Genomic DNA, 26,561 nt, shown 5'->3' on the forward strand with positions numbered 1-26,561 from the left:
TTCTCCTTGTTCTTGTCAGTAGGCGATGCAGACGCTCTTGAGCTCGGTGTAGGCGTCGATCGCGCTGCGCCCGTGCTCGCGGCCCAAGCCAGAAGCCTTGAAACCGCCAAAGGGCATGTTCGGGTCGACCAGGTTGTGCGTGTTGACCCACACGGTGCCGGCCTCCAGGGCATCGATGGCCCGCTGGGCCTGGTCCATGCGGTTGGTCCAGACGCTGGCACCGAGGCCGTAGACCGAGTCATTGGCGTCCTTCAGCACCTGGTCCAGATCGTCGAAGGGCATGGCCACCAGCACCGGGCCGAAGACTTCCTCGCGCACCAGGGTCAGTGGCTTGTTGTCCGGGTTGGCGATCACGGTGGGACGAACGAAGTAGCCTGGCCCGTCGCCGCGAACGCCACCAGCCAGCAGTTCGGCACCCTCGGCGGCGCCGCTCGCCGCCAACTGCATGACGCGGTCGCGATGTCCGGCCGATACCATCGGCCCCATCTGCGCCTGGCCATCGAAGCCTGAGCCGAGCACTGTCGCATTCGCCACGCTGGCCAAGTCGGCAACCACCCGGTCATATTTCGAGCGAGCTATGTAGAGCCGCGAGCCAGCCGTACACACTTGGCCGTGGTTGAAGAATATGGCGCCAGCGGCGCCCTGTACCGCGGTCTCGACATCAACATCGTCTAGCACCACGACCGGACTCTTGCCGCCTAGCTCCAGGGCGACACGACGGATGTCACGGCCGCACTGGGCGCCGATCAGTCGGCCGACTTCGGTGGAGCCGGTGAAGGTGATCTTGTCCACGCCGGGATGACGCACCAGCGCGGCGCCCGTGCTGCCGTCGCCAGTCAGCACGTTGAGCACGCCAGGCGGGAAACCGGCTTCGAGTGCCAGTTCGGCCAGGCGCAGGGCTGTCAGAGGGGTTTCCTCGGCTGGCTTGAGTACAACCGTACAACCACAGGCCAGCGCCGGAGCGATCTTCCAGATGGCCATGGCCAGCGGGAAATTCCACGGTACGATCGCGCCCACCACGCCAACCGGTACACGGTGGGTGGAAGTACGGTAGCGAGTACCGGGCGGCATCGGGAGGGATACATCGAAGGTACTGCCCTCGATCTTGGTCGCCCAGCCGGCCATGTAGCGCAGCCATTGCACGCTACCGCCGACTTCGATGGCCTGTGACCATTGCAGCAGCTTGCCCTGGTTCAGGGTTTCCAGCTGGGCGAGTTCGTCGGCATTTGCCTCGATCAGGTCAGCCAGCCTGCAGATGAGACGCTCTCGTGCATAGGGCGTCATACCTGCCCAGCCGGGCTGACGCAGGGCCGCGCGTGCGGCCTGCACGGCAGCGTCGACCTCGGGCTCGCCGGCACAGGGCAGGCGAGCGATCTCCAGGCCGGTGGCGGGGTTGTACACGGCGAAGGATGCGCCGGACTGTGCGTCTCGCCATTGACCATCCACCAGCATGCGCTCGCGGATGGCGCGTTTTGCCAATTCTGGAATATCCATTATTCGGTCCTGTTGTTGTTATGGATGGACCTTAACAAGCCTCTTTGCTACTGCCGTTGACGCCCCGTGCAGAGTTGTTGCCATTTCGTGCAGTAAGCGGATTTGGTTACTTTCCGATGGCTCTCAGTGATGAGAGCCGTTGGGGCGCCCGGGCCAGGTGGGGTTGCTGGATGCGTGGCGTGCATCGACTCGGCCCGGTACAGCGCGCCCACCATGGCGCTGGCCAACGCGACATGACGGATCGGGTTGGTCAAGGGCCAGGGCAGGCGGTGTGTCGAAGGATCAGTACGTCTGGCCGTTGGCCTTGGCGATGTCGCGCAGGGTCTGCGCCAGCTGGGTGCCATCGATACCCTTGTCATCACCTTCGGCGGACCATTCGCGGGTGACTTTCTCGCCGGCGTCGCGCATTTGCTGGTAGTCGGCGTCGTCGATCTTGGTCAGCGTTGCGCCCTGATCGAGTACGACTTGGCGTGCGCGTGCCGCTTCCTTGTCCCAGCTGGCGCCGAAGGTAGTCGATAGCGCCAGCCCACTGTTGCGGTCGATCACCGCGCGCAGGTCGTCGGGCAGCTTTTCGTAGCGCTGCTTGTTCATCAGGAAACTGAGCAGGGTGGTGGAGAAGATCGGCTGGCCGTCCTTCGGCTCCGAATGGAAGCGGGTGATCTCGTCGAGCTTGAGCGCCGGAATCACCTCCCAGCCCACCAATGCGCCGTCGATCACGCCCTTGGACAGCGACTCGGTCATCTGCGCTGGCGGCATGCTTACAGGGGTGGCGCCGAGCGCATCGAGCAGGCGTGAGGTCATGCGTGTCGAGGCGCGCAACTTGACGCCATTGAAGTCGGACAGGGTAGCGACATTCTTGTCGGCGTTATGCAGCTGCATACCGCCGTCGCTGTGCAGGGCAAGTACCTTGTAGTCGCTGTAGTCCTCTTTCAGCGCCTGCTCATAGAACTCCCAGATGATCTTCGAGCCGAGCTCACCATTGGGCGGCAGCATGAACGGTAGTTCCACCGCCTCGCTACGTGGGAAGCGGCCGGTGGAGTAGCCCGGAGCGGTCCAGGCCACGTCGGCGACCCCGCGGCGGACTTGATCGGGCAGCTGAGCCGGGGTACCGCCGAGCTGCATGGATGGGTAAATCTGGCACTGGATGCGGTTGTCCGATTCCTTGGCAATGCGATCGCACCAGGGCTGGATGACGTTGCGGTGGGCGTTGGAGGCTGCTGGCAGAAAGTGGGCGACTTTCAGGGTTACCGTTTCGGCAGCCTGGCTGAGCGGGGCGCCGATGCAGAGAGTGAGCAACGACAAGGCGGTGAGACGTTTCATGATGGTGGTTCCTTTTTTGTTGTAGTAATTGGAGCGAATGCTCTGCACGCATGGGTGAAGCAGGGCGGCCGGATGCCGCCCAGATGATCAGGCCACCTGAGAGGCTGACCGCGCAGCGGCTTCCTGGGTCGCGCGGCGCTTGAGGTAGATGCGCATGGCCACGGCGGGCGCATCACTGGCGACGGATATCTCGTAATGGTTCTCGTCGACGTTGTCGAGCACCTGTTCCAGCGCGCCGAGCCCCTCGACGTCTTCCTCGAAGGCGGCGAACAGCTGTTCATGCATGAACTCGCCCAGCGCATGGTCATCCTGCGCGAAGTCACGCCCGTGGATGATGTGGTAGTGCATCGTGTTTTCCGTCTCCGGTGTGAGGATGTGCGCCGTATGGATATGGAAGGTCGGGCGGCTGTCCTCTGGCAATGCGGTGTCATAGAAGGTCACGCTGACCAGGTGCAGGGCGGGGCTGAGGAACTCGGAGGTGACGATACGCGCCGCGGTTGGACCTTCGATCTTGGTGGTCTTGCCCCATACCGGCGACAGCGTGGTCGGCACCACCCGGCGGATAAGTTTGTAGTGGCCTTCCTTGAGGTCGAGGTCGAAAGGCGCGCTGGCGTAGTCCGGCGTGCCGATGGTATTGGCATGCAGGAATTGCAGATGCGTGAGGTCGAGCAGGTTCTCGTGCATGCTCACGTAGTTGCCGGGATGGTGGAAATACCCTGACGAGCATTCCCAGGACGGATTGCGGCTCCAGGGTTGGTCAGGAATGCGACTTTCGTCGGCCAGCACAGCATCGCCCATCCAGATCCACAGCAGCGGCCCGCGCTCGACCAGCGGATAGGTACGAATGCCGACGCCGCGCGGGCAGGCTTTCTGTGATGGGACTTCGATCAGGTCGCCGTGCTCGTTGTAGCGGAAGCCATGGTAGTTGCAGACAATGGTGTCGCCGTCCAGCGTGCTCTTCGACAACGGGAAGGAGCGGTGCATGCAGCGATCATCCATCGCAACGGGCTTGCCCGCCAGGGTGCGGTAGAGCAGTACCCGCTTGCCCAGCAGGGTGCGCGGCATGAGCTCGCGGCCTACGTCTGTGGAGAAGGCGGCGACATACCATTCGTTGAATACGAACGGGGTTTCTCGGTTGGCCATCTGCGCGGAGGCCTTGCGAGAGCTGGCGATGAGTGTGTCTGAGGGCAGGGTCATGGTCTATTCCTCCATTTCGGCCGCCGGCTATGGCGGCTGGGGTCAAAGATCGAGTTCGAGCGAGGCAGTCCGGGCGCGCGATACGCAGATCATCATGCAGTCGTTGGCGGCCCGCTCCTCGTCGGAGAGTACGTAGTCGCGGTGTTCAGGTAGGCCGCCGCAGACGCTTGTTTCACAGGTCCGGCAGATGCCGGCGCGACAGGAGAACGGTGCCTCGATGCCGTTGGCCTCCAGGGCATCCAGGATGCTCTGGTCTTCGGCGACGCGCAGCGTGCGGCCGCTGCGGCGTAGCACGACCTCGAAGCCTTGGTCGTCGCTGGCTTCCTGGGTCGGCAGCTCGGGCGGGCTGAACCACTCGAAGTGCAGTCGTTCGGCGACCGCTGTGCCGGCCTGTTGCACGGCCTGCATGAGTGGATCGGGCCCGCAGCAATACAGATGCTCGTCGTCTCCCAGCGAGCTCACCAGATCGTCGACGGCCAGGTAGCGGCCGTCTTGTTCATCGTTGAAGTGGAACTGAACACGTTCGGGGTCCAGTGCACGGAGCTCTTCATAGAAGGCGGCGCGGGCGCGGTTGCGGGCTGCATAAACTAGCCGCCAGTCCTTGCCGTTGCGGATGCACCAGCGAAGCATTGACAGAATCGGTGTGATGCCGATGCCGCCTGCTACGAAGCAGAAGCGCTCGGCTCGCTCATCGAGCGCGAAGTTGTTGCGCGGCCCGACGACCGTCAGGGTGTCGCCCTGGCGCAGGGAGCCGTGGATGAAGCGTGAGCCCCCGCGGCTTTCGGCAGCCAGACTGACGGCGACCACATAACGATGCCGCTCGGTGGGGTCGTTAAGCAGGGAGTAGTGACGGATCTGTCCGTTGCGCAGGTGCAACTCAAGATGCGAGCCGGATGTGAACGGCGGCAGGTCGGCGCCGCTGGGGGAGGTAAATTCCAGGGAGATGATGTCCTTGGCCTCGGCGCGGACACCACCGACCCTCAACACCAGAGTATCGGTAGCAAGGTTCATTGTTTTTATACCTTTTCGTCAGCCCTAAAGGACAGGGCTTGCTGACCGACAGCCTACCTGCTCGACGATTCGGTGCTGTCCTCCAAGAGGAGGACAGGACGGTTGCTCTGGCCTACGCCCAAGGATGGCGGCACAATGGCCGTCACGCGTAACGGAGGGCCGACCTGCGATGATCAACGTCTGGAGTCCAACCGGAGCGGCGCCTCGCCTGGATCTGCAGCGATTTGTCGATCTCACCTGCATCATGGGCAGCGACCGGTTCGCCTCATCGTTGCTTGACTGCCTCGATCACTGGGTGCGCTCGCAGCATTTTTGTGTGCTGCGCATGGATCCTCAGCAGCCAAGCATGCTGCTGGCCGGCACGCGTCATCAGGACCCTCGTCTGGTTTGGCGCTGCTGGCATGCCTATGCGTGCCAGTTCCACAACCATGACCAGCTGTTCAGCCGTATGCGCCACGCGCGGCATGCCGATAGCCCGGCGCTGATCGGTCATATCCTTGCCGAGGACATAGAATTCGCCCCCTATCGGCAGAATGTTTACCAGCGCAACGGTATGAGTGAGCGGTTGTCGAGTCTGTCCTGGGACGAGGATGGCAATCCGGTGCTGTTCAACCTCTACCGGCATGAGGAAGCCGGCTATTTCTCCAATCAGGAAATCGAGGCCTTCGAACAGCTCACCCCGGCACTGCTACAGCTGCTGCGCGGGCACATGGCACTGCGCCGCGGTGGTCGGCACGCCGACGACTGGCGCCCGCTGCTATTACGCCGAGCGCCTCAACTGACCGAACAGGAGCTGGGGGTTTGCGAGCGCCTGCTGCAGGGCATGACTCATGCCGGCATCGCCGCGGAGATGGGCATCAAGGAAACTACGGTCAAGACTTACCGCAATCGGGCATTCGACCGGCTCGGGATCAACTTTCGCAGCCAGCTGTTTGCCCTGGTGCAGGCGCAGGGGCAACCCTGATGCTCCGGCCGGAGCATCGTGGCACTTGCCAGGCGTCGGCAACAGAACGTTAAAATGTTCACTACTCCCAACAGCGCGCACTGAATCACGATGTCTACACCCAGACCTTCTCTGACGTTGACCCTGCTGCAGGCCCGCGAGGCCGCCATGAGCTTTTTTCGACCGCTGCTCAATGAGCACGGCTTGACCGAGCAGCAATGGCGGGTGATCCGCATTCTTCGCCAGCACGGTGAGATGGAGAGCTTCCGCCTCGCGGAGCTGGCCTGCATCCTCAAGCCGAGCATGACCGGCGTGCTGACCCGCCTGGAGCGTGACGGCATTGTCAGCCGACGCAAGCCGGCCTACGACCAGCGCCGTGTGCATGTCAACCTCACCGAGCAGGGACATCAGGTCTTCCTGTCCATGAGCGATGGGATGGAGGCAAATTATCGGCGTATCCAGTCGCAGTTTGGAGAAGAAAAGATGCAGCAGTTGCTCGTCCTGCTCAACGAGCTGAAGCAGATCAGACCCTGACCGAGGCCCAGGCGGCTGGAGGGCGCATGCGGGACCAGCGGCTTATTCCCAACATTGATATCGGTCAGGTCTATGACCAGCGCTACGCGGATGCCGACGTGCACTACGAAGCGCTCGGGAACCTGGCCGATTTCTTCGGGCGGAACATGCCAGTCCACCGGCACGACCGTTTCTTCCAGGTGCATTACGTCAAAAGCGGCACTGTGCGAGTCTATTTGGACGAGCAGCGCTTCCAGCAGCCGGCGCCGATGTTCTTCCTTACGCCACCTACTTTCACCCATGCCTTCGTTACCGAGGCCGGTAGCGATGGGCACGTGATTACCGTGCGCCAGCAACTGGTCTGGCCATTGCTGTCGGAGGAAACCAGCCTGGTCTCGGTGCCGAATATCTCGCCGGTCTGCGTCGGCCTGGGCGAACTGGGCCCGGAGTACGCGGACGACATTCGCCGGCTGGACCTGCTGTTTGACGAACTGGGCAGCGAGTTCGCCAGCCAGCGGCCAGGCAGGGACTTATGTCTGGTGGCGCTGACGCGGCTAGTCTTCGTCAGTCTGCTGCGACTTTCGGCCCGCTCGCTTAGTGCACAACCGGCGCGCGGTGAGGATTTGTACATCTATCAGCGCTTCAACGCGCTGATCGAGCAGCACTATCTGCAGCATTGGTCGCTGTCGCGCTACGCTGAACGGCTAGAGGTGACGGAGGCGCGGCTGAATGATGTCTGTCGGCGGATTGCCGACCTGCCGTCCAAGCGCCTGGTGTTCGACCGCATCATGCAGGAGGCCAAGCGCCTGCTGCTGTTCACCGGCGGTTCGGTCAACGAGATCTGCTACCAGCTTGGCTTCAAGGATCCGGCCTACTTCAGCCGGTTCTTTTCACGTAATGCCGGCTTGACGCCGGGCGAGTACCGGGCGAGTCGCGGACAGATTGACGCCTCTCCCTGACCCGGCCACCTCTCCGATAACGCCTACCGATAGCTAATATATTAACGCTTTTATGAGGCAAGACGCCGTTCGTTGGACGACCATAGGTAATGTCTGGCAGCGATATGGTGAATGTAACCAATTGATTATAAAGCCATATACTGACATGGCTGACCGCCTCGACCAAAGCCGCTTCAGCGGACCAGTTTTTCCGGTTGACACGTTCTGTTAAAAGGTTAACTTATTAACAAATGGCTGCGGCGGGTGCATGCCCCGTCAGATGGCCAGTGATAAAAACAAAACGGGGTCCACCATGAAAGCATCTACCATCTCGCTGCTCGGCGCGTGCCTGCTTGCCACCAGCGCACATGCCGAAACCGTCACCCTGAAGATCGGTCACTTCCTGCCGGCCGCCTCGAATGCGCAAGCCAATGTCATCGAGCCCTGGTGTGCCGATCTGAAGACCGAATCCAACGGCCGCCTCGAATGCGAAATCTACCCCTCCATGCAACTGGGCGGTACGCCCGCCGCGTTGGCCGACATGGCCCGCAATGGCGTGGCCGATATCGTCTGGACCGCGCCCGGTTACTCGGCTGGCAAATTCCCGCGTGTCGAGGCGCTGGAACTGCCGTTCATGTTGCCGTATGGCGGCCAGGCCGGTAACGCCATCATCTGGGATTATTACGAGCAATACGCCCAGGAAGATTTCAAGCCCTTCAAGGTGCTGGCCCTGTTTGGCGACGGCGGCATGGACATCCATACCCGCGACAAGGCCGTGTCCAAGCTGGAAGACTTCCAGGGCCTGAAGCTGCGTGCCTCGAGCCGCACCGCCGCCAAGACGCTCGAAGCACTAGGCGCCACGCCGGTGAGCATGCCGCCAGCGCAGATGACCGAGGCCATCTCAAAGGGCGTCGTGGACGGTGCGATGGCGACCTGGGAAGTGGTACCGCCGACCAAGCTGGACGAAGTGACCCACCATCACACCGCAGCGATGGGCACCGACCGCAAGGCGTTCGGCTATACCGTGCTGACCATGCTGATGAACAAGCGGAAGTACGACAGCATGCCGGACGACCTGAAGGGAATCCTTGATCGTCACAGCGGCAAGGCGCTATCCGAGCGGTTCGGTACTGCCTGGGATCAGGCCATGGGTGAAGCGCTGGAAGCGGCGCCGCAAGGCAGCGTTGCCAGCATCGACGATGCCGCCTACCAGGCCATGCAGCAGGCGGCCGCCAAGGTACCGGAAGCCTGGGCCGCAGATATGACCGACAAGGGCCTTGATGGCCACGCGCTGGTCGACGGCGTTCGCCAGCTGGCCGGCACCGAGCGCTAAGCCCATGAACGAATCGCTGTCGTTTGACACGCCGGCACGGGAGGGCCACGGCGTTGCGCGCCGTGGCCTGGAACGCTGTGCGTATGCCTTCGCGCTAATCGGTGGACTGATCCTACTGGCGCTGGTCAATATGTCGCTGATCTCTATCATCGGCCGCAAGCTGTTTTCTTCGCCGATCCGTGGCGACATGGAACTGATGGAAGTCGGCGCCGCCGTTGCCATCGCCGCGTTCCTGCCGCTTTGCGAGCTGCGCGGCAACCACCTCAAAGCCGACGCTTTCACTCTGGCCGCACCCTGGGTCGTCAAGCGGGTGCTCGACACCCTTGCGCATTTGTTCTGCTTCACCGCTGCGGCGATCCTCGCCTGGCGGACCTCCCTGCAGATGCTCGACAGCCGTGAGTATGGCGACGTCACCACCCTTCTTTCCATTCCACTGTGGATTCCCCTGATGCTGATCGTGCCCAGTCTGTTGCTGTTGGCCTTGTGTGCGCTGGTACGCATGAGCGACGTAGCCCTCGGACGGGGAGGCAACCCATGAGCGGCCTGACTCTTGGGCTGATCGCCCTCGGCGTGACCATGACGCTGCTGGTGCTGCGCGCCCATATCGGCGTGACCATGCTGGCCGGCGGCGCCCTGTGCTACTGGGCGGTGAACAATGGCGACTTCAATGCGCTGCTGTTCACGCTCAACAACCTGGCCTATTCGCGGCTGTCGAACTACGACCTGGCGGTCATCCCTCTGTTCGTGCTGATGGGCCAGTTCGCAACCCACGGCGGCCTGTCCAAATCGATCTTCCGCTGCGCCGCGGCCTTCGTCGGGCATCTGCGCGGCGGGCTGGGCATCTCCGCTATCGGCGCCTGTGCCGGTTTCGGCGCCATCTGCGGTTCGTCGCTGGCGACCTCGGCGACCATGAGCCACGTGGCGTTGCCCGAATTGCGCCGACACAATTATTCAGGTCGTCTGGCCACCGCGACAGTGGCTGCCGGCGGCACGCTGGGCATTCTGATCCCGCCGTCGGTGCCGCTGATCATCTATGCAGTGTTGACCCAGGAGTCGATCGCGAAGCTTTTCGTCGCCGCGGTCATCCCGGGTATCCTGGCGGTGATCGGCTACATGATTGTGCTCCGCATCATGGTGGCTCGCGACAAGGAGACCATCGGCTCGATCGAGAAGGCCAGCGTCAGTGAGCGCGTGCGCGCGCTGATCAAGGTGCTGCCGGTAGCGGCCGTGTTCCTGGTGGTTATCGTGGGCATCTACGGCGGCTGGGCCAACCCGACCGAAGCGGCCTCCATCGGCGCCGCGGCGTGTGGCATTCTCGCCGTGCTGCAGGGCGGGATGCGCTGGGTGGGCATGCGCAACAGCTTGCTGGGCACCGCGGAAACCACCGCAATGATCTTTCTGGTGCTGCTCGGGGCCGATCTGCTCAACTCCGGCCTGGCCCTTACGCAGATGCCGGTAGAGCTGGCCGAGTGGGTCAAGAACGCCGGGCTCGAGCCGATGCTGGTGCTGGTGGCGATCCTGCTGCTGTATCTGGTGCTCGGCTGCGTGATGGACTCGCTGGCGATGATTCTGCTGACCATCCCGATCTTCTACCCGCTGATCCTGGGGCTGGATTTCTACGGAATGGACGCCTCGGAGAAATCCATATGGTTCGGCATCCTCGCCCTGATGGTGGTTGAGATCGGCCTGATCACGCCGCCGCTGGGGATGAACCTGTTCATTGTGCAGAAGGCCGCCGGTGATGTGTCCTTCGCCGAAACTGCCAAGGGCGTGCTGCCATTCCTGGCCTCTGACCTGGTGCGGATCGTCCTGCTGACACTATTCCCCGTGATCAGCCTCTGGCTGCTCAGCCTGTAAGCCCTGCCGACCGGCCGGACCGATGCGGTCCGGCCGGCCTGGAGACTGCCCATGCCTGCTCTCGGCCGCCCGCAGCGGCTCATTGTTCTGCTCGCTGCGCTGGTCGCCTTCGGCCCGCTGTCGGTTGACCTGTACCTGCCGAGCCTGCCGATGATCGCCCGTGATCTACAGGCGTCGGCTGCGGCTATCCAACTGACCATTGGGGTGTTTCTCGGCGGCATCAGCCTCGGCATGCTGGTTTACGGCCCGTTGTCCGACCGCTTCGGCCGGCGGCGTCTGCTGCTCGGTGGCATGCTGCTCTACATCGTCGCCAGCCTTGGCTGCAGCCTCGCGGCTGACGCCCGGCAACTGGCCGGGCTGCGTCTGCTGCAGGCCTTCGGCGCGGCGGCGGCGACGGTGTTGGCCCGAGCCATCGTGCGCGACCTGTTTCCCGCGGCGCAGGCCGCCCGTATCCTCTCGCTGATGCACCTGGTGACCATGGTGGCGACCCTTATCGCACCGATTCTGGGTAGCTACCTGATGCTCGCCACCGGCTGGCGCTCGCTGTTCGGCGCCTTGACCCTGTACGCCGCCGTCTGCCTGGTGTTAGTGGCTGCCGGCACTGCGGAAACACACCCACGGGAGCGACGCAGCCCCTCGGTGGTCGGCGCCTTCCGCGCCTACGGACGCCTGCTTGGCAGCGCCCGCGCAGTGGGCCTGATTCTGTGTATGGCGCTGGGTTTTGCCGGCATGTTCGCCTACATCACCGCCTCACCGTTCGTGTACATCGAGTACTTCGGCGTTTCGGCACAGGCCTATGCCGGACTGTTCGCGCTGAACATCTTCGGAATCATCGTGGTGACCCTGATCAACGCGCGCTGGGTGGGCCCGCTTGGGCCGCACCGGATGCTGCTGGGCGGCGTGGCAGTGGCCGCTACCTCGGCCGTCGCGCTGGCGATTGTCGGCGCGCTGTCGCTCGGTGGCCTGCCGGCGGTTGTGTTGGCGCTGCTGTTCTACGTCAGCGTGACGGGCCTGCTGGGTGCCAATTGCCTGGCCAGCCTGCTTGGCGAATACCCCAACCATGCCGGGGCGGCCGCCGGCCTCGCCGTGGCGACCCAGTTCGGCCTGGGCATGCTGGCCAGCGCACTGGTAAGCGCCTGGCATGACGGCACGCCATTACCCATGAGCCTGATAATCGGCATCACCGGTATCGGTAGCGCGCTGGCCTACGGGCTGGCCTGCGCCGCCAAGACTTCTCGTTCCATCGATTCATAAACACAACAGAGAGAAAGCGAGATGAGCGTACGAACTAGAACCTTCAAGGCGTTAGCCCTGTCCGTTGGGCTGACTTTCACAGCGGGCTCGCAATCGGCCTGGGCCCAGGCACAGCCGGATGTCCGGCTGTTGCTGCTCGGTACCAAGGGCGGCCCGTCAATCCTGCAAACCAAGAGCCTGCCGCAATCGACGGTTCTGATGGTGGGCGACCAGGCCTACTTGCTCGACGCCGGTTACGGCGCCAGCCTGCGCCTGGTCGATGCCGGTATCGCCCTTCGCCAGATCAAGGGCATCTTCATCACGCATCTACACAGCGACCACGTGCTCGACTACCCCTCGGTGCTGATGAACAGCTGGGCCAGCGGTCTGAAGACGCCGGTCAAGGTGTTCGGCCCCAACGGCACCCGGCAGATGACCGATTACGCCTGGAAGACCTTCGATGTAGACATCGGCCTGCGCATCGTCGACGAGGGCAAGCCGGACCCGCGGCCGCTGTTCAGCGTGCAGGAAATCGACGAGGGCCCGGTGTTCGATGACGGCGTGCTCAAGGTCACCGCGCTCAGGGTGCCGCACCCGCCGTTCGACTCGGGCCAGGCCATGGCCTACAAGTTCGAGGTGGCCGGCAAGACCATCGTGCTGTCTGGAGACACCAACTACCATCCGCCGCTGGCCGACTTCGCCCGCAACGCCGATGTGCTGATCAACGAAGTCGTTCACGTCGAGGCCGTACAGCGGCTGGCGGACCGGATCGGCAACGGCTCCACGCTCGCCGAAGCGATCATCTCGCATCATGTGACGGCTGAAGATGTTGGCCGCATGGCCGAAGCGGCACAGGTCAAGAAACTGGTGCTCAGCCACTTCGTGCCTGCCGACGATCCCAGCCTGACGGCCAGCATGTGGCGCCAGGCGGTCGGCCAGACCTACACCGGAGAGGTGGTGGTCGGCTACGACGGGATGGAGATCCCGCTGCAATAAGTCGGCTCAGCGCGACGCGTGACCTGGGCGGGGCGTGGCGCTGAAGCTCATCCGGTACAGGCGCTGGGTGGCTCGTGGGCCCGCACGCGCTGGATCTCCCAGACGCTAGCAAGTTGCTCGTTATGCAGCTGGCGTAATTCATGAAAAGTGCAATGAGCTCTACGAAACGTGCATTTCGGATGATCGTTCATATATTCATAATCTGGGCGGCCAGGCCAATAAAGACCGCTGAATGAGCTGAATAGGCCCCGAGTAGGCGTCTCACCTTAGAAAAAGCTCGCGGTCAGCAACGCCCGGAAAAGCACAACCATAAACAGGGTAATCGCATGAAAAAGCCAAATCTGCTTCTAGAGCGTCTGCAGCCTCTGCTTCCCTCAATTGCCGCCAATGCCTCCAGGGCAGAAGAAGCGCGCGTGGTACCGCCGGAAAATATCGAGATGCTCAAGAGCATCGGGTTGCACCGTGCGTTCCAGCCTAAGCCCTATGGCGGATTGGAAGTCTCCCTGCCTGAGTTCGCGGACTGCATCGCCGCGCTGGCCGGGGCTTGCGCCAGCACAGCCTGGGCCATGAGCCTGCTGTGTACGCACAGCCACCAGCTCGCCATGTTTTCCAAGCAGTTACAGGATGAAATCTGGGCGGAAAATCCAGATGCAACGGCAAGCAGCAGCATCGCTCCGTTCGGCAAGATCGAGGAAGTGGAGGGTGGTGTCGTTTTCAATGGCGAGATGGGCTGGAGCAGCGGTTCCGACCATGCCGAATGGGCCATCATGGGCTGCCGCCGAAAGGACGCCGAAGGCAATCTGAACTACTGCTTCGCCGTCCTGCCGCGTTCGGATTACGAAATCCGTGACGACTGGTATGCCGTCGGCATGCGTGGCAGTGGCACCAAGACGCTAATCGTCAAGGATGCCTTCGTACCCAACCATCGCATCCAATCCGCCAAGGACATGATGGAAGGCAAGTCCGCCGGCTTCGGTCTGTATCCAGACAGCAAAATCTTCTATTCGCCGTACCGACCGTACTTCGCCAGTGGTTTTTCGATCGTCAGTCTGGGGATCGCCGAGCGCATGCTGGTCGTCTTCAAGGAAAAAACCCGGAACCGCGTGCGGGCCTATACCGGCGCCAATGTTGGCGCGGCTACGCCGGCGCTGATGCGTCTGGCCGAGTCCACGCATCAGGTCGCCGCGGCGCGCGCTTTCCTCGAGAAAACCTGGCAGGAGCACGCCGAGCACAGCGAAGCGCATCGCTATCCCGAGCGCGCCACGCTCGCCTGCTGGCGTACCAACCAGGCGTATGCCGTGAAGATGTGCGTCCAGGCGGTGGACCGCCTGTTCGAGGCCGCCGGAGGTGGAGCCTGGATGGAAAGCAACGAAATGCAGCGCTTGTTCCGCGATGTGCACATGACCGCTGCTCATGCCTATACCGATTACGACGTGTGCGCGCAGATCCTTGGTCGCGAACTCATGGGGCTGGAGCCCGATCCGACCCTGCTCTGAGCGGGTTCCTTCACCTACAAGAACGACAGGCTGCCGACAGCCGGCGGCCGGGGAGTTTGCATGACAACCGCCTGCACATCGAGTTTCGACCCGCGCGCCTTCCGCCGTGCCCTCGGCAATTTCGCCACCGGCGTGACCATTATCACCGCGGCAACCGCCGACGGACGCAAGGTTGGTGTCACCGCCAACAGTTTCAATTCCGTATCACTAGACCCGGCACTGGTCCTCTGGAGCATCGACAAACGCTCGACCAGCTACGAGGTATTCGCCGAGGCCAGCCACTTCGCCGTCAACATTCTTGCCGCCGACCAGATCGACCTGTCCAACCAGTTTGCCCGACCGAAGGATGACAAATTCGCCGGGAACGACTTCGAGCGAGGTGAAGGGGGGGCACCACTGTTCGCCGACTGCGCGGCGCGCTTCCAGTGCGAGCGCTATCAGATTGTCGAGGGTGGCGATCACTGGATCCTCATTGGGCTGGTGGTAGCCTTCGACGACTTCGGTCGCTCGCCGCTGCTTTATCATCAGGGCGCCTACTCGATGGTGCTGCCGCACACCCGCATGCATCGAAAGGACGAAGTGCAGCGCCCGACCAGTGCTTTTCAGGGCCGTCTGTCCGACAACCTCTATTACCTGATGACCCAGGCAGTGCGCTGCTACCAGGCCGGTTACCAGCCCCGCCAGCTTTCCTGCGGGCTGCGCACCAGCGAGGCGCGCATGCTGATGGTGCTGGAAAATGATTCGGGGCTCGGGATGGCTGATCTGCAGCGGGAAGTGGATATGCCGCTGCGCGAAATCGAGCAGGCGGTAGAAATCCTCAAGCGCAAGGGGATGGTGACGGACATCGGTGATGGGTACGGGCTGACGCCGGCAGGTGTCGAGCAGACCGAGGATTTATGGACCATCGCCCGGGAACAACAGGAAAAGGTATTCGCTCACTTCAGCCCCGAACAGATTGGAACCTTCAAGACCGTGCTGCGGGGCCTGATCGCCGAATGCTGAGGCCTGTTGGCATTCGATGATGCGTGAATGGCTGAGACCGGTTCAACCATGGGGTTGCCGCCCGTGACACGGGCTCTGCAGGCTGTGTTAGCGAAGCTGAAACCGCCTCGGTGCGAAGGGGTTCCCACCCCCATTGCCACGGACGGTAGAGCGGGCTGGAACAGCCTGATCCTGCCGGGCGACTCTAGGCTCCGTACGAAAAGTGCCTGCGCTCGGTGATGCTTCGTTAAAATCGGGTTCGGAATGCTCATTTACAGCACGTAAACTCCGCTTCCTCACCCGTTTTTGCCTCGCCTGACCTTCGCTCGACGACTTTTCGTACAGAACCTAGGGCGCATGCTCTGCTTATGGAGTCGCTCGATGCGTTCAAACAGGTTTGCTCGCGCCTCATCACCTGTCCGATGGATTGGTGAGCCATGCTCTTCCGCTTAAGCACTTCGGAAAAACCTTCGCGGGCCGCGTTATCACAGCGATGGCCGACCTTCAGGCAGCGGCCTATCAAGCGAACTGGATACGGGTTGCGGCAGCGCCGGATCACCGTGTTCCCGCTCGATAATCCCTTTAGCAAAGTACGCTGCCGCATCGCTTAGAAAATCACGCTCCTGGGTCACACGGTCCATTCACGCTTGAGGCGGGCAAGCTCCTTGCAACTGGCTAACCGCCTCCGACGCCTTGGCCGTTTGACCGATAAATCCAGCAGACGAACGGTCATTGGCTGTCTAAGCCAATGTATGAAAACGGTTTTTTTGCACGCAATAGCTCCCGCCTCGGCCGATCTTCTATTGAGCCGAATCTGTGCCCTTGCCAGCAGCCCCATTTTTAACTAGCTTGTTGTCCGGACAACCTGACAACAAGCAGCGGGTTGATTGGTCAATGTTGCGCAAGAACAACAAGAAGAGGAGTTTTCCCCATGAGCGTTACGCAGATTGGTAAACAGCGTTATCGCGGCCAGATCGGCCGGTATTTCGAAGATTTCGAGATTGGCGACATCTACGAGCATCGCCCAGGCCGAACCATCACTGAAACCGACAATATTCAGTTCTCGCTGCTAACGATGAATATGCATCCGATGCACTGCGACGCTGCCTATGCAGCCAAAAGCGAATTTGGCAAGCCGTTGGTTAACAGCGGACTGACCGTGGCAATTGTGCTCGGTATGACGGTCCCGGATGTCAGCGGTAAGGCTATCGCTAACCTCGGTTGGACTGACATCAAGCTGACTGCGCCGGTATTTCCCGGCGACACCATTTACGCCGCCTCTGAAGTCCTCAACAAGCGCGAGTCCAAGTCGCGGCCTAATCAGGGCATCGTCACGGTCAAGACTATCGGCATCAAGGCAGATGGCACGGAGTTCATGAGCTTCGAGCGCAACGTCCTTATCCAGAAGCGTGAAGGCAACACGCTGGATGAAGCTGCCGGTTACTGAGTTGCAGTGTCCCGGCGACAGGCTGGGACTGCAGGGCAGCCACGACCTGCTCCGCACTGCTAGCGATTGATCCAAATAATTCCTCAACAAAAAAATAAGTACGAGGAAACACCCGATGATCAAGTTAAAGCAATTTCTCGTTGCAACCCTTACCTCTTGCTCTCTGGCGGCCATGAGCGCGCCGCTTCTGGCTGCAGAGCTGGTTCTGCCAAATGAGGTAGCTGCCAGTCACTGGAAGACGGCCTACATGAACGAGTTCGCCGCCAAGGTGGACAAGCGCACCAGTGGCAGCCTGGATGTAAAGGTTTTCCCCTCATCGCAGCTCTACAACGACCAGGACGCGCTTGCGGCGCTTGGCACCGGCGCCGTGCACATGGTTTGGCCTGTCTCGGTGCGCATCGAAACGATTGACCCGCGTCTTGGTGCGATCAACTTGCCATTCACCCTGACCGACAAGCTGATGGGCAATCAGTGTTATGCGAAAGGGTTGACCGAACTGATGTCTTCCTATGTCGAGCCGCGGCAGTTGAAGATTCTCGGCCTTCTGCGTGCGGCTGATCTGTTCTTCATCATGAGTAAGCGTGATGTCAGGCAGATGGCCGATTTTAAAGGCACCAAGATCCGAGTGATTGGTGGCCGCGTGTTCCTCGACACTATTCGGGCTCTAGAGGCAAGTCCGGTCTCGATGCCTGCATCTGAAATGAGCACCGCGTTGGGGCAGGGCGCCATCGACGGTGTGTTCACCTCCGCTGGCGGCTGGGCCGAGATGATTGGCCAGACTGGCAAGCACGCTTATTACGTGCCGAACTTCTCGCTGACTACCTATGCAGTGGTTGTCGACAAGGCCTGGTTCGACGAGCTATCCGAAGTCGAGCAGAAAGCTATCACCAGCAGCATGGACGAGATCACTGCCAAGCAATGGAAAGAGGTAGTGGTCGAGGATCAGAAGCTGATCGACAAAATGGTGGCGGGCGGGGCGAGCTTCACTCAGGCCACTGCGCAAGAAACCCAGGCCTACGAGGCCATCGCGGCGAAAAACAAAAAGCTTTTCGCCAATGAGTACCCCGACGTGCTGCCTGCCATGGATGCCATCGAGAAGAGGTGTCTGTGATGTCGGTCGGGACGACACCTGCTCCGCGGCAGGAGACGCAAACGCGGCGGCGCAGTGTTTGGCTGTTGTTCGAACGCAAGGTACTGCTCAACGTAGCCACGGTGCTGTTCCTGGTCTCGACGGCGATCATGTTGTTCGAGGGCATATCCCGAGCTGCGTTCGACAGCAGTTCTTTCTGGGCTGAGGAAAGCGTGCGTTACCTGATGGTCTGGGCGTTTTTCCTGACCCTGGGTATCGCTGGAAGCGCAGGGAATCACATCCGCACCGAGCTGCTGGTGGAGCGTCTGAGTCCGCGCTTGAGATCGTGCTGCCACGTGGCGTCTAGCCTGGTCGGCATCCTGTTCTGCGGGCTGCTGTTTTTCGCCTCGCTGCCGCAGGTTCATCGCTATTACACGATGGGCATGATGACTGAGTCGAACCTCGATTTACCGCTGTGGTTGCTGTTCCTGGTCATGCCGCTCGGTGCCTTGTTGTTTCTAGCCTACTACCTGCGTTGTCTGGTTATTGCGCTCAAGGGCGGCGATCCGTTCGGCAATGGCCAGATAACCGGCTCACAGCTCTAGGAGGCTACCAATGCTGATGTTCATAGCCCTCTTGGTGATGCTCGCATTCCTTGCCATTGGTACCCACGTCGCGGTTGCCCTGGGTCTTGTCACTACGGGTCTGATCTTGTTTGTGGCAGGCGTGCCAACAACCGTCATCGCACAGACAGCCTTCAAATCGGTGAATAGCTATCCGTTGATGGCAATTCCGATGTTCGTTCTTGCCGGTAACCTGATGATGCGCGGCAACATCGCAGAGTTGCTGATCCAACTGGTTGGCAGTGTTGTGCAAGCCGTTCGAGGTGGGTTGGCGTTGACGGCGATGATTGCCAGCGTGTTCTTCGCGGCTGTTTCCGGCTCGAGTGTTGGTTCTGCAGCTGCAATTGGCGCCTCTACCGTTGACGGCTTAACCAAAGAAAACTATCCGCCTCGCTTTTCCGCCGCAATCGTTGCCGTAGGCGGAACCTTGGGTCTGATGATCCCGCCGTCACTGGGTTTCATCCTGATTGGTTCAATCGTCGGCCTGCCAGTGGATCAGCTATTCATCGCAGGTGTGCTGCCGGGACTGATGGAAGCTGGTTTGCTGATGGTGGCAGTCGTGTTTTTCTGCCGCCGCAATGGTTATGGCGCCAAAGCTAAGCGGGCTGACTGGGCTGCTTTTAGCCGTCGTTTGCCGGGTGCTGGCGCAGCGCTGCTCATGCCGGTGCTGATACTTGGCAGCATCTACTCCGGCTACCTGACGCCTACGGAAGTGTCGGCCTTCGCCGCCGCCTACGCAGCGATCCTTTGCCTGCTGGTGTACCGCAGCGTAACCCTTGGCGGCGTCTGGGATGTGGCACGCGACTCGCTGCTACAGACCACAATGATTTTCGCCGTGGTCATGGGTGGCAGCCTGGTTGGTTTTGCCTTGGCCCGGATGGGTGTATCGGCCAGTCTGGTTTCGGCGGTCAGTGCCATGGATCTGAGCATTTGGCAGTTCCTGATCCTGGTCAACATCCTGCTGTTGATACTGGGCATGTTCCTCGATGGCATCGCCTTGATCGTGCTTACGGCGCCGTTGCTCTTTCCCATCGCGACTCACCTGGGAATCAACCCGATTCACTTCGCTGTGATCATGGTTGCCAACGTCGAAATCGCCACGCTGACGCCGCCCATAGGACTCAACTTGTTCGTCATGGCCGGCATTTCCAAGTTGCCGGTGCATGAGGTGGCGCGTGGCGTGCTGCCTTTCTATGGGGTGCGTTTGCTGGGGCTGGCCTTGATCACCTTCATCCCTGCTATTTCCCTGACTCTCGTCAGCTAGGAGGCGAACGACAATGGATAACTCTACCGATAAGCCTATCGCTGTTGCCCTGGGCGCCTTTGCTGAGCAGTTAAGTTTCGAGGCCATCCCTGAACAGGTTCGCCAGCGCGCCAAGTTGCTGATCCTGGATGCTGTAGGTATTGCTCTTGCGTCTACGCGCTACGACTTTGCCCAGCGCACGCTGTCTGCCACACGCGAGCTTGGTGAAGGTGTAAGCGATGTAATCGGCTACAGCGCAAAACTTTCGCTACGTGATGCCATTTTGCTCAATGCGGTGCTGGTCCACGGGCTGGACTTCGACGATACCCACGGCCGTGGCGTGATCCACGCGACGGCCAGTTGCTTCCCGGCGGCCCTGGGAATCGCCGCACAGTACGACGCCAGCGGCCGCGATCTTCTCACCGCCTACATACTCGGCATAGAAGTGGCGACGCGTCTTGGTGCTGTGGCCAAGGGTGGTTTCCATCAGGTCGGGTTTCATCCCACCGGGCTGATCGGCACGTTCGGTTGTGCACTGATCGCTGGCAAGCTGCAGGGCCAGACCGCCGAGCAGTTGGCGATGACTCAGGGCATTGCTTTGAGCACCGCGTCGGGCAGCCTGGAATTTCTCGAAGACGGCGCGTGGACCAAACGCATGCATCCCGGTTGGGCCGGCGTCGCCGGGCTGACGGCTGCGACCTTGGCGCGTCATGGTTTCAGCGGCCCAAAGGCTGCTTATGAAGGGCGCTTTGGCCTGTTCAAGAGCCACCTGGGTGAGCGCGAAGCAGAATGCGATTACGCCCTGGCCACGGAAAACCTCGGCAGCATTTGGGAGGTCGGCGAGGTGGCCGTGAAGCCTGTGCCGGCGTGCCACTTCACCCATGCGGTCGCTGACTCGGCGGTGATCCTCCACCAGCAGGGCATTCGCATCGAGGACATCGAGCGGGTCACTGCTCTAGTGCCGAAAGAAACCGTTGGCATCGTCTGCGAACCCGAGGCAAGAAAGCGCAAGCCTGCCAATAGTTACGAGGCGCAGTTCAGTGTGCCGTACGCCATTGCCAGTGGGCTGATTCGCGGGCACTTCGGTCTGGTTGACCTGGAACCAGACGCTTTCGCTGATCCGGCTGCACTCGCGCTGATGGAGAAGATTGAATACCAAGTCGATCCTCAATCCGGCTTTCCGCGCCATTACTCAGGCGAGGTGGTCGTCACCCTTCGCGACGGACGCCAGCTACGCCACCGTGAGGCAATCAATCGTGGCGCGGCCGATCGACCTCTGTCGGCTGACGACATTGTCGCCAAATACCGCGAGAACGCTCACACGGCTGTCGCCCCACAAGCCGCCCAACTGATTCTCGATGCAGTGCTGAACCTGGATGCTGGCAGCGCCCGCGAGCTTTCGCGTGCGCTCGCAGCGCGGGCCTGATCCTTTCGAAATGAACACGACAAGAATAATCCGGAGAGACCGAGCATGAGCGAATACAACGAGCAGGAAAGCATGATCCTGGATGCCCTGGATCGCTTCCTCGAAACCGAAGCCAAGCCGTTTGTACACGAGCTGGAAAAGAACGATGTCTACCCCGAGGAAATGGTCGAAAAAATGAAGGCCATGGGCCTGTTTGGTTGCATCATCGATCCGGAATACGGTGGCCTGGGCCTATCCACCGCCACCTATGCAAAAATCGTCGAGCGTATTTCCTGCACCTGGATGTCTCTGTCAGGGATCATCAACTCTCACCTGATCATGGCCTCGGCTATCCAGCGTCACGGTACGCCGGAACAGAAGGAGCGCTTCCTGCCGCGCATGGCCAGCGGTGAGTTGCGTGGCGCCGTTGGCTTCACCGAGCCCGACGCCGGCACCGACCTGCAGGCGATCCGCACCACCGCCCGACGCGAGGGCGATCACTATGTGGTCAACGGTGCCAAGACTTGGATTACCAACAGCCTGCACGGCGGCGTGCTGGCCCTGCTGGTGAAGACTGATCCGACCGCTGAGCCGCGACACAAGGGCATGAGCTGGCTGATCGCCGAGAAAGGCCCCGGCTTCAAGGTCGCACGCAAGCTCGAGAAGCTCGGCTATCGCGGCATCGACACGTGCGAGCTGGTATTCGAGGACTACAAGGTGCCGGTGGACTGTCTGATCGGCGGCGTGGAGGGAGTTGGGCTCAAGCAGGTGCTTTCCGGCTTGGAGCTGGGGCGAATCAACGTCGCCGCCCGCGGCGTCGGCGTGGCCCGCGCGGCGTTGGACGAAGCCGTGGCCTACTCGCAGGTTCGTAAGACCTTCGGCAAGCCGATCTGCGAGCATCAGGCGATTCAGCTCAAGCTCGGCGATATGGCCACCCGCGTGGAGGCGGCGCGACTGCTCACCGAGTCCGCGGCCAAGGCCTACGACAAGGGTGAGCGATGCGACATGGAAGCTGGCATGGCCAAGTATTTCGCCACCGAAGCGGCCCTTGAGAACGCTACCGACTGTATGCGCATCCACGGCGGTTACGGCTATTCAAAGGAGTACAACGTCGAGCGTCTGTATCGCGATGCTCCGCTGCTGACCATCGGTGAAGGCACCAATGAAATGCAGCGCATCATCATCGCCAAACAGCTTGTGCTGAGGAATCCGGCATGACCCTACCTCTTGAAGGTGTACGTATCGTAGCCGTTGAGCAGTATGGAGCCGGCCCGTTCGGTACCCAGCACTTGGCTGATCTCGGCGCTGAAGTGATCAAGATCGAAAACCCAAACGAAGGCGGTGAGATTGGCCGTCATGTCGGGCCTTACTTTTTCGAGGAAGGCGATAGTCATTTCTATCAGTCCTTCAACCGCAACAAGAAAAGCGTGGTGCTGAATCTTAAGAGTCCCGAAGAGAAAGCCCAACTGATCGAGCTGCTGAAGAGCGCCGATGCGCTCTATGACAACCTACGCGGCGATCTACCGGAAAAGCTCGGCCTGACCTACGAGGCGCTCAAGGCGCATAACCCGGCGCTGGTGTGTTGCCACCTGTCCGCGTATGGCCGTGAGGGGGCACGCAAGGCTTGGCCAGGATACGACTACTTGATGCAGGCCGAGGCGGGTTACTGCTCGCTGACAGGTGAGCCGGACGGCCCGCCCGCGCGTTTCGGCCTGTCCATCGTCGACATGATGACCGGTACCACCGCCGCTCTTGCATTGGTTTCGGCATTGGTCGGCGCCCGCGCTACAGGCATCGGCCGGGATATTGACGTCAGCCTTTACGACGTGGCGATGCACAACATCAATTATCTCGGCACCTGGTACCTCAACGAGGGAGTGAAGACCGAGCGTACCCCACGTTCCGCTCATCCATCGCTGACCCCAAGCCAGCTGTACAAGACGCAGGATGGCTGGATGTTCATCATGTGCAACAAAGAAAAGTTCTGGGCCGTACTGGCGGAGCTGATCGGCAAGCCGGAGTGGGCGAGCAATGATCTCTATGGGAGCTTCAAAGCGCGGCTGGCTAACCGTGACCAGCTCACTGAAGAGCTTGATGCAGTGTTGATGCAGCAACCTACGGCATACTGGCTGAAACACTTTGGCGGTCTGGTGCCGGCAGCACCGGTCAACGATATTGGCCAGGCCCTGGATAACCCCTTTGCTCTGGAGCAGGGGGTAATCGTCGAAGGTGATCACCCCGTCCGCGGTAAGATCAAGACGCTTGCCTGTCCTATTCGCTGTCCTGGCGAACAGCTACCCAGTCGGCCTGCCCCCCGGCTCGGGGCGGATCAGTCGATACTGGGCGCAGGAGGGCATAGATGAGCGGCTGCGAACAATTTGCTGGAGTTTGCTGAGATGAAGCAGGAATTGCCATCCCTACTGTCCGGTGGTCAGCCCCGTTATCTGGTTCTCGCACAGGCGTTGGTGGACGCGATCAAAGCTGGCCGGTATCCACTGAACAGCCTGCTGCCGACCGAGCATGAGCTGTGTAAGCAGTTTAATGTCAGTCGGCACACTGTTCGGGAGGCGATACGCCGACTCAACGAGTTGGGGCTGGTCAGCAAACAGCATGGTATCGGCACGCGAGTTAAATCGGACCAGCCTGCATCGCGCTACGTGCAGGCCAGTGAAGGTATTTCCGACTTGCATCAATACGTGCGTGACGTGCGCATGGAATTGGGTACTTCGCGGGAGGTCCACGCCGACGAGGAACTGGCCGAGCTGCTCGAGTGCAAGCCCGGCCAGTCTTGGGTGAGCACCGATGGCCTGCGTCATCGTGAAGGCGACAGCGCGCCACTGGCTGTCACTCTGGTGTACGTGCCGAGCGCTTACCGTGCGGCTCTGGACGCTTTTGGTGATGGACGTACGCCGATTTATGAGCTGTTGCAGCGGCGCTTCGGGTTGCAAATGACCGAAGTGCGCCAGACCATCAGCGCAGTGACGCTTAGCGAGGAAGACGCGCGCGCTTTGCAGGTTGAGGCGGGCTCAGCGGGGTTGCACATTGTGCGTAAGTACTATGGCAACAACGACGAGTTGCTGGAGGTGGCGGTTAACGTCCATCCGGCAGAGCGCTTTAGCTATTCGATTACCCAACGACTGGTCTGGCAGGGCGCTAACGGTGAATAGCCGGTACTCGACGTTGGCGGTCACGCTGGCAATTCAGGCGCTGGTGTCCATGGCCACGTTCACTGTACCTGTGCTGGCTCCTGTCGTGCTGCCTGAGCTTGGCGGTGGCGTCGGTCTGGTTGGCCTGTATGTGGCGCTAATCTATCTGGGGGCCATGATTTCCAGTTTGCTTAGTGGCAGCTGGATTCGGCGTTTCGGTGCGATCCGTGTCAGTCAGGTGTGTCTGTTGTTGTGCGGTGCCGGCTTGGCTATCGCAGCAGGTGGCCAGCTTTGGTGTCTGGTGCTTAGTGCTTTGGCGCTGGGTGCGGGTTACGGTCCGGTGACGCCGGCCAGCTCGCACATCCTGGCACGCACCACTGCGCCGCATTTGATGGGATTGATGTTTTCCCTTAAACAGACCGGCGTACCGATTGGCGGTGTACTTGCCGGAATGCTGATTCCAAGGCTGGTTGCTGCTACCGACTGGCGCGGTGCACTGTTGCTGACGGCTCTTGGCTGTGTCGTCATGGCTGGCATCGCGCAACGGGCACGCCGTGATCTTGATGATGATCGGGATCCATCGGCCAATCCCCAACGCAGTGACCTGCTCAAACCATTGGCGATGGTTTTCGCTATGCCACGCATGCGCAACTTGGCTTTGTGTTCGATATTTTTCGGCGCCATGCAGCTGTGTCTGACCACCTATCTGGTGAGCTATCTGACCCATGATTACGGCCTGGCATTGGTCACAGCCGGGGTGATTCTTGCCCTGGCCCAGGGCGCGGGTGTAGTGGGCCGTTTGCTTTGGGGCTGGGTTGCCGACCGTTGGTTGGAGCCGCGCCGACTGTTGCCATTATTGGCATTGCTGATGGCGGCTTCTTCCCTGCTCACCGCGGCCTTCACCCACAGCTGGCCGCTATCACTGGTGGCTGCAGTGAGCATGTTGTTCGGTGCCACCGCAATTGGCTGGAATGGCGTCTATCTCGCGGAAGTGGCGCGCCTTGCGCCGGCGGGCACTGCTGGTCAATACACTGGCGGAACTCTGTTCTTCACCTATTTCGGCGTGGTTGCCGGACCGCCGCTCTTTGCCGGGATGACTCAGTTAGGCGATTCCCTGGCAAGTGGATACATGCTGTTCGGCGCCTTGATGGTGCTGGTTGCCCTGGCACTCGTGCGCTTCGACGCCAGCAATATGCGCACCGACTCTGGCTAACGCCGCATCGCTTCACCCTCCCTCTTTTTTCTTTCCAATCCCAACGTGGAGAACTGCCATGGCAGCCCGCTCGTACCTGTTCGTTCCTGGAGATCGTCCGGAACGCTTTGATAAAGCCTGCGCCGCTGGCGCTGATGTGGTCATTCTCGACCTCGAGGATGCAGTGTCACCTGAGCGCAAGAACCAGGCTCGCGAGGCAATCCGCACTTGGCTAGAGGCCGGTGGCAAGGCCTGGGTGCGCCTCAACGGTAGTGACACCGAATGGTACGCAGACGATTGCAGCTTGCTCGCTACTCCCGGCCTGCTCGGTGTGTCCTTGCCCAAAGCAGAAACCACCGCACAAATAAGCGCCCTGGCTCGGCGTCTGGCCGAGCCACTGCGCATCCTGCCTATCGTCGAAACTGCTCGCGGCATCAGTAATGCCGAGGAGATTGCTGGCGCACCCAAGGTCCAGTGCCTGGCCTTCGGCTCGGTGGATTTCCAAGTGGATACCGGGATTCTCGGCGATGGTGACGAATTGTTGTTTGCCCGTTCACGGTTGGTGCTTGCCTCGGCTCTTGCCCGTATCGGCGCGCCGGTAGATGGCGTGACAACCAATCTGGACAACCTGGAGTTATTGGCCAGCGATGTGCGTCGGGCTCGCCAACAAGGCTTCGCCGGTAAGCTCTGCGTGCATCCGAAGCAGGTCGCACCGATCAATGACGGCTTTCTCCCAGCAGAGCACGAAGTGCAGTGGGCGCAAGCGGTGATCGACATCGTGGCAAAGCATCAGGGCGTAGGAGCGATCAGCTTCAACGGCAAGCTAATCGATTTGCCAGTGATTCTGCGCGCACAACGTATTCTGGAAAACCTCACCTGAACCCACGCGATCAGGGCTTGGAGCGAACCATGACAGCGGCTCTTATACGCGCACCAGGGAATCCAAGTGGGCGTCAGCACTTGCTTGATAGCGCCCGCCAGCTTTTTGCAGAGCGCGGATATCACGCAGTGAGCCTGCGCGAATTGGCTCAGGTTGTCGGTATGCACGCAGGCTCGTTGTATGCGCATATCGAAAGCAAGGACGCACTGTTGCAGGAGCTGATCGAAGATGGTTTCGAGTCTCT

The 26,561-nt window shown here is 61.0% G+C and carries 25 protein-coding genes; 21 read left to right on the forward strand and 4 right to left on the reverse strand.

The annotated features are described in order from the left end of the window. Nucleotides 1-15 precede the first annotated feature (15 nt). From styD to B597_RS47915, 4 genes are all read right to left on the reverse strand, one after another. Entirely contained in the window at nt 16-1,494 is a 1,479-nt protein-coding gene (styD, locus tag B597_RS33420; RefSeq protein ID WP_003291963.1) for a phenylacetaldehyde dehydrogenase StyD, read from the reverse strand. Between the two features lie 282 nt (nt 1,495-1,776). Beyond that, complete coding sequence (locus B597_RS33425) at nt 1,777-2,814, reverse strand: TRAP transporter substrate-binding protein (protein WP_003291964.1); 1,038 nt, start codon at nt 2,812-2,814, stop codon at nt 1,777-1,779. An 87-nt stretch (nt 2,815-2,901) separates the two neighbouring features. After that, nucleotides 2,902-4,011, reverse strand: coding sequence for an aromatic ring-hydroxylating oxygenase subunit alpha (locus tag B597_RS33430; RefSeq protein ID WP_003291965.1), 1,110 nt, complete (start codon nt 4,009-4,011; stop codon nt 2,902-2,904). A 42-nt stretch (nt 4,012-4,053) separates the two neighbouring features. Next, the gene (locus tag B597_RS47915; RefSeq protein WP_003291967.1) at nt 4,054-5,022 is read right to left on the reverse strand and encodes a PDR/VanB family oxidoreductase; all 969 of its coding nucleotides are present in this window, start codon (nt 5,020-5,022) and stop codon (nt 4,054-4,056) included. Between the two features lie 169 nt (nt 5,023-5,191). Between B597_RS47915 and B597_RS33440 the strand changes: the two genes are divergently transcribed. From B597_RS33440 to B597_RS46365, 21 genes are all read left to right on the forward strand, one after another. Further along, complete coding sequence (locus tag B597_RS33440; RefSeq protein WP_003291968.1) at nt 5,192-5,986, forward strand: helix-turn-helix transcriptional regulator; 795 nt, start codon at nt 5,192-5,194, stop codon at nt 5,984-5,986. A 90-nt stretch (nt 5,987-6,076) separates the two neighbouring features. Beyond that, entirely contained in the window at nt 6,077-6,499 is a 423-nt protein-coding gene (gene hpaR / locus B597_RS33445; protein WP_031323382.1) for a homoprotocatechuate degradation operon regulator HpaR, read from the forward strand. 26 nt (nt 6,500-6,525) lie between these two features. Continuing rightward, nucleotides 6,526-7,437 carry a 4-hydroxyphenylacetate catabolism regulatory protein HpaA gene (gene hpaA / locus B597_RS33450; RefSeq protein WP_003291970.1) on the forward strand — a complete coding sequence of 304 codons (912 nt, stop codon included), beginning with the start codon at nt 6,526-6,528 and terminating at the stop codon, nt 7,435-7,437. 292 nt (nt 7,438-7,729) lie between these two features. Next, entirely contained in the window at nt 7,730-8,749 is a 1,020-nt protein-coding gene (locus tag B597_RS33455; protein ID WP_003291971.1) for a TRAP transporter substrate-binding protein, read from the forward strand. Between the two features lie 4 nt (nt 8,750-8,753). Further along, a complete protein-coding gene (locus tag B597_RS33460) occupies nt 8,754-9,287 on the forward strand; it encodes a TRAP transporter small permease (RefSeq protein ID WP_003291972.1) in 534 nt (177 codons plus the stop codon). Beyond that, nucleotides 9,284-10,606: a TRAP transporter large permease gene (locus B597_RS33465; protein WP_003291973.1), complete on the forward strand. Its 1,323-nt coding sequence runs from the start codon at nt 9,284-9,286 to the stop codon at nt 10,604-10,606. Before B597_RS33460 ends, B597_RS33465 begins: the two co-directional genes overlap by 4 nt. 51 nt (nt 10,607-10,657) lie before the next feature. Then, complete coding sequence (locus B597_RS33470) at nt 10,658-11,860, forward strand: Bcr/CflA family multidrug efflux MFS transporter (RefSeq protein ID WP_003291974.1); 1,203 nt, start codon at nt 10,658-10,660, stop codon at nt 11,858-11,860. Between the two features lie 21 nt (nt 11,861-11,881). Next, nucleotides 11,882-12,835: an MBL fold metallo-hydrolase gene (locus B597_RS33475; RefSeq protein WP_082321500.1), complete on the forward strand. Its 954-nt coding sequence runs from the start codon at nt 11,882-11,884 to the stop codon at nt 12,833-12,835. Nucleotides 12,836-13,161: 326 nt separating this feature from the next. Next, nucleotides 13,162-14,331 carry a p-hydroxyphenylacetate 3-hydroxylase oxygenase component gene (locus tag B597_RS33480; protein ID WP_024161924.1) on the forward strand — a complete coding sequence of 390 codons (1,170 nt, stop codon included), beginning with the start codon at nt 13,162-13,164 and terminating at the stop codon, nt 14,329-14,331. 60 nt (nt 14,332-14,391) lie between these two features. Further along, complete coding sequence (locus tag B597_RS33485) at nt 14,392-15,333, forward strand: p-hydroxyphenylacetate 3-hydroxylase reductase component (RefSeq protein ID WP_024161925.1); 942 nt, start codon at nt 14,392-14,394, stop codon at nt 15,331-15,333. Between the two features lie 910 nt (nt 15,334-16,243). Further along, entirely contained in the window at nt 16,244-16,759 is a 516-nt protein-coding gene (locus B597_RS33490) for a MaoC family dehydratase (protein ID WP_003291978.1), read from the forward strand. A 115-nt stretch (nt 16,760-16,874) separates the two neighbouring features. After that, nucleotides 16,875-17,870 carry a TRAP transporter substrate-binding protein DctP gene (dctP, locus tag B597_RS33495; protein WP_003291979.1) on the forward strand — a complete coding sequence of 332 codons (996 nt, stop codon included), beginning with the start codon at nt 16,875-16,877 and terminating at the stop codon, nt 17,868-17,870. Between the two features lie 65 nt (nt 17,871-17,935). Then, entirely contained in the window at nt 17,936-18,433 is a 498-nt protein-coding gene (locus B597_RS33500; protein WP_024161927.1) for a TRAP transporter small permease, read from the forward strand. Between the two features lie 10 nt (nt 18,434-18,443). After that, nucleotides 18,444-19,715, forward strand: coding sequence for a TRAP transporter large permease (locus B597_RS33505; RefSeq protein WP_003291982.1), 1,272 nt, complete (start codon nt 18,444-18,446; stop codon nt 19,713-19,715). A gap of 13 nt (nt 19,716-19,728) precedes the next feature. Beyond that, nucleotides 19,729-21,120, forward strand: coding sequence for an MmgE/PrpD family protein (locus B597_RS33510; RefSeq protein ID WP_003291983.1), 1,392 nt, complete (start codon nt 19,729-19,731; stop codon nt 21,118-21,120). 45 nt (nt 21,121-21,165) lie between these two features. Beyond that, nucleotides 21,166-22,317 carry an acyl-CoA dehydrogenase family protein gene (locus B597_RS33515; RefSeq protein ID WP_003291984.1) on the forward strand — a complete coding sequence of 384 codons (1,152 nt, stop codon included), beginning with the start codon at nt 21,166-21,168 and terminating at the stop codon, nt 22,315-22,317. Next, nucleotides 22,314-23,462: a CaiB/BaiF CoA transferase family protein gene (locus B597_RS33520; RefSeq protein WP_003291985.1), complete on the forward strand. Its 1,149-nt coding sequence runs from the start codon at nt 22,314-22,316 to the stop codon at nt 23,460-23,462. Before B597_RS33515 ends, B597_RS33520 begins: the two co-directional genes overlap by 4 nt. A gap of 33 nt (nt 23,463-23,495) precedes the next feature. Then, a complete protein-coding gene (locus B597_RS33525) occupies nt 23,496-24,266 on the forward strand; it encodes a GntR family transcriptional regulator (RefSeq protein WP_003291986.1) in 771 nt (256 codons plus the stop codon). 13 nt (nt 24,267-24,279) lie between these two features. Next, a complete protein-coding gene (locus B597_RS33530) occupies nt 24,280-25,458 on the forward strand; it encodes an MFS transporter (protein WP_003291988.1) in 1,179 nt (392 codons plus the stop codon). Nucleotides 25,459-25,516: 58 nt separating this feature from the next. Beyond that, nucleotides 25,517-26,317, forward strand: a complete 801-nt coding sequence (locus B597_RS33535; RefSeq protein WP_024161928.1) for an HpcH/HpaI aldolase/citrate lyase family protein — start codon at nt 25,517-25,519, stop codon at nt 26,315-26,317. Nucleotides 26,318-26,346: 29 nt separating this feature from the next. Further along, nucleotides 26,347-26,561, forward strand: a 215-nt coding sequence (locus tag B597_RS46365; protein WP_152028189.1) for a TetR/AcrR family transcriptional regulator, incomplete at its 3' end; no start/stop codon positions are given.

This window comes from Stutzerimonas stutzeri KOS6 (genome assembly GCF_000307775.2).
Lineage (GTDB): Bacteria > Pseudomonadota > Gammaproteobacteria > Pseudomonadales > Pseudomonadaceae > Stutzerimonas > Stutzerimonas stutzeri_B.

Excerpts from the sequence above, each read along its gene's own strand:
- B597_RS47915 (WP_003291967.1), bottom strand. The coding sequence starts at position 5,022 with ATGAACCTTGCTACCGATACTCTGGTGTTGAGGGTCGGTGGTGTCCGC.
- B597_RS33440 (WP_003291968.1), top strand. The coding sequence starts at position 5,192 with ATGATCAACGTCTGGAGTCCAACCGGAGCGGCGCCTCGCCTGGATCTG.
- B597_RS33525 (WP_003291986.1), top strand. The coding sequence starts at position 23,496 with ATGAAGCAGGAATTGCCATCCCTACTGTCCGGTGGTCAGCCCCGTTAT.
- B597_RS33425 (WP_003291964.1), bottom strand. The coding sequence starts at position 2,814 with ATGAAACGTCTCACCGCCTTGTCGTTGCTCACTCTCTGCATCGGCGCC.
- B597_RS33480 (WP_024161924.1), top strand. The coding sequence starts at position 13,162 with ATGAAAAAGCCAAATCTGCTTCTAGAGCGTCTGCAGCCTCTGCTTCCC.
- hpaA (WP_003291970.1), top strand. The coding sequence starts at position 6,526 with ATGCGGGACCAGCGGCTTATTCCCAACATTGATATCGGTCAGGTCTAT.
- B597_RS33475 (WP_082321500.1), top strand. The coding sequence starts at position 11,882 with ATGAGCGTACGAACTAGAACCTTCAAGGCGTTAGCCCTGTCCGTTGGG.
- hpaR (WP_031323382.1), top strand. The coding sequence starts at position 6,077 with ATGTCTACACCCAGACCTTCTCTGACGTTGACCCTGCTGCAGGCCCGC.
- B597_RS33460 (WP_003291972.1), top strand. The coding sequence starts at position 8,754 with ATGAACGAATCGCTGTCGTTTGACACGCCGGCACGGGAGGGCCACGGC.
- B597_RS33510 (WP_003291983.1), top strand. The coding sequence starts at position 19,729 with ATGGATAACTCTACCGATAAGCCTATCGCTGTTGCCCTGGGCGCCTTT.
- B597_RS33485 (WP_024161925.1), top strand. The coding sequence starts at position 14,392 with ATGACAACCGCCTGCACATCGAGTTTCGACCCGCGCGCCTTCCGCCGT.
- B597_RS33490 (WP_003291978.1), top strand. The coding sequence starts at position 16,244 with ATGAGCGTTACGCAGATTGGTAAACAGCGTTATCGCGGCCAGATCGGC.
- B597_RS33455 (WP_003291971.1), top strand. The coding sequence starts at position 7,730 with ATGAAAGCATCTACCATCTCGCTGCTCGGCGCGTGCCTGCTTGCCACC.
- B597_RS33430 (WP_003291965.1), bottom strand. The coding sequence starts at position 4,011 with ATGACCCTGCCCTCAGACACACTCATCGCCAGCTCTCGCAAGGCCTCC.
- B597_RS33505 (WP_003291982.1), top strand. The coding sequence starts at position 18,444 with ATGCTGATGTTCATAGCCCTCTTGGTGATGCTCGCATTCCTTGCCATT.
- dctP (WP_003291979.1), top strand. The coding sequence starts at position 16,875 with ATGATCAAGTTAAAGCAATTTCTCGTTGCAACCCTTACCTCTTGCTCT.
- B597_RS33520 (WP_003291985.1), top strand. The coding sequence starts at position 22,314 with ATGACCCTACCTCTTGAAGGTGTACGTATCGTAGCCGTTGAGCAGTAT.
- B597_RS33535 (WP_024161928.1), top strand. The coding sequence starts at position 25,517 with ATGGCAGCCCGCTCGTACCTGTTCGTTCCTGGAGATCGTCCGGAACGC.
- B597_RS33515 (WP_003291984.1), top strand. The coding sequence starts at position 21,166 with ATGAGCGAATACAACGAGCAGGAAAGCATGATCCTGGATGCCCTGGAT.
- B597_RS33470 (WP_003291974.1), top strand. The coding sequence starts at position 10,658 with ATGCCTGCTCTCGGCCGCCCGCAGCGGCTCATTGTTCTGCTCGCTGCG.
- styD (WP_003291963.1), bottom strand. The coding sequence starts at position 1,494 with ATGGATATTCCAGAATTGGCAAAACGCGCCATCCGCGAGCGCATGCTG.
- B597_RS33465 (WP_003291973.1), top strand. The coding sequence starts at position 9,284 with ATGAGCGGCCTGACTCTTGGGCTGATCGCCCTCGGCGTGACCATGACG.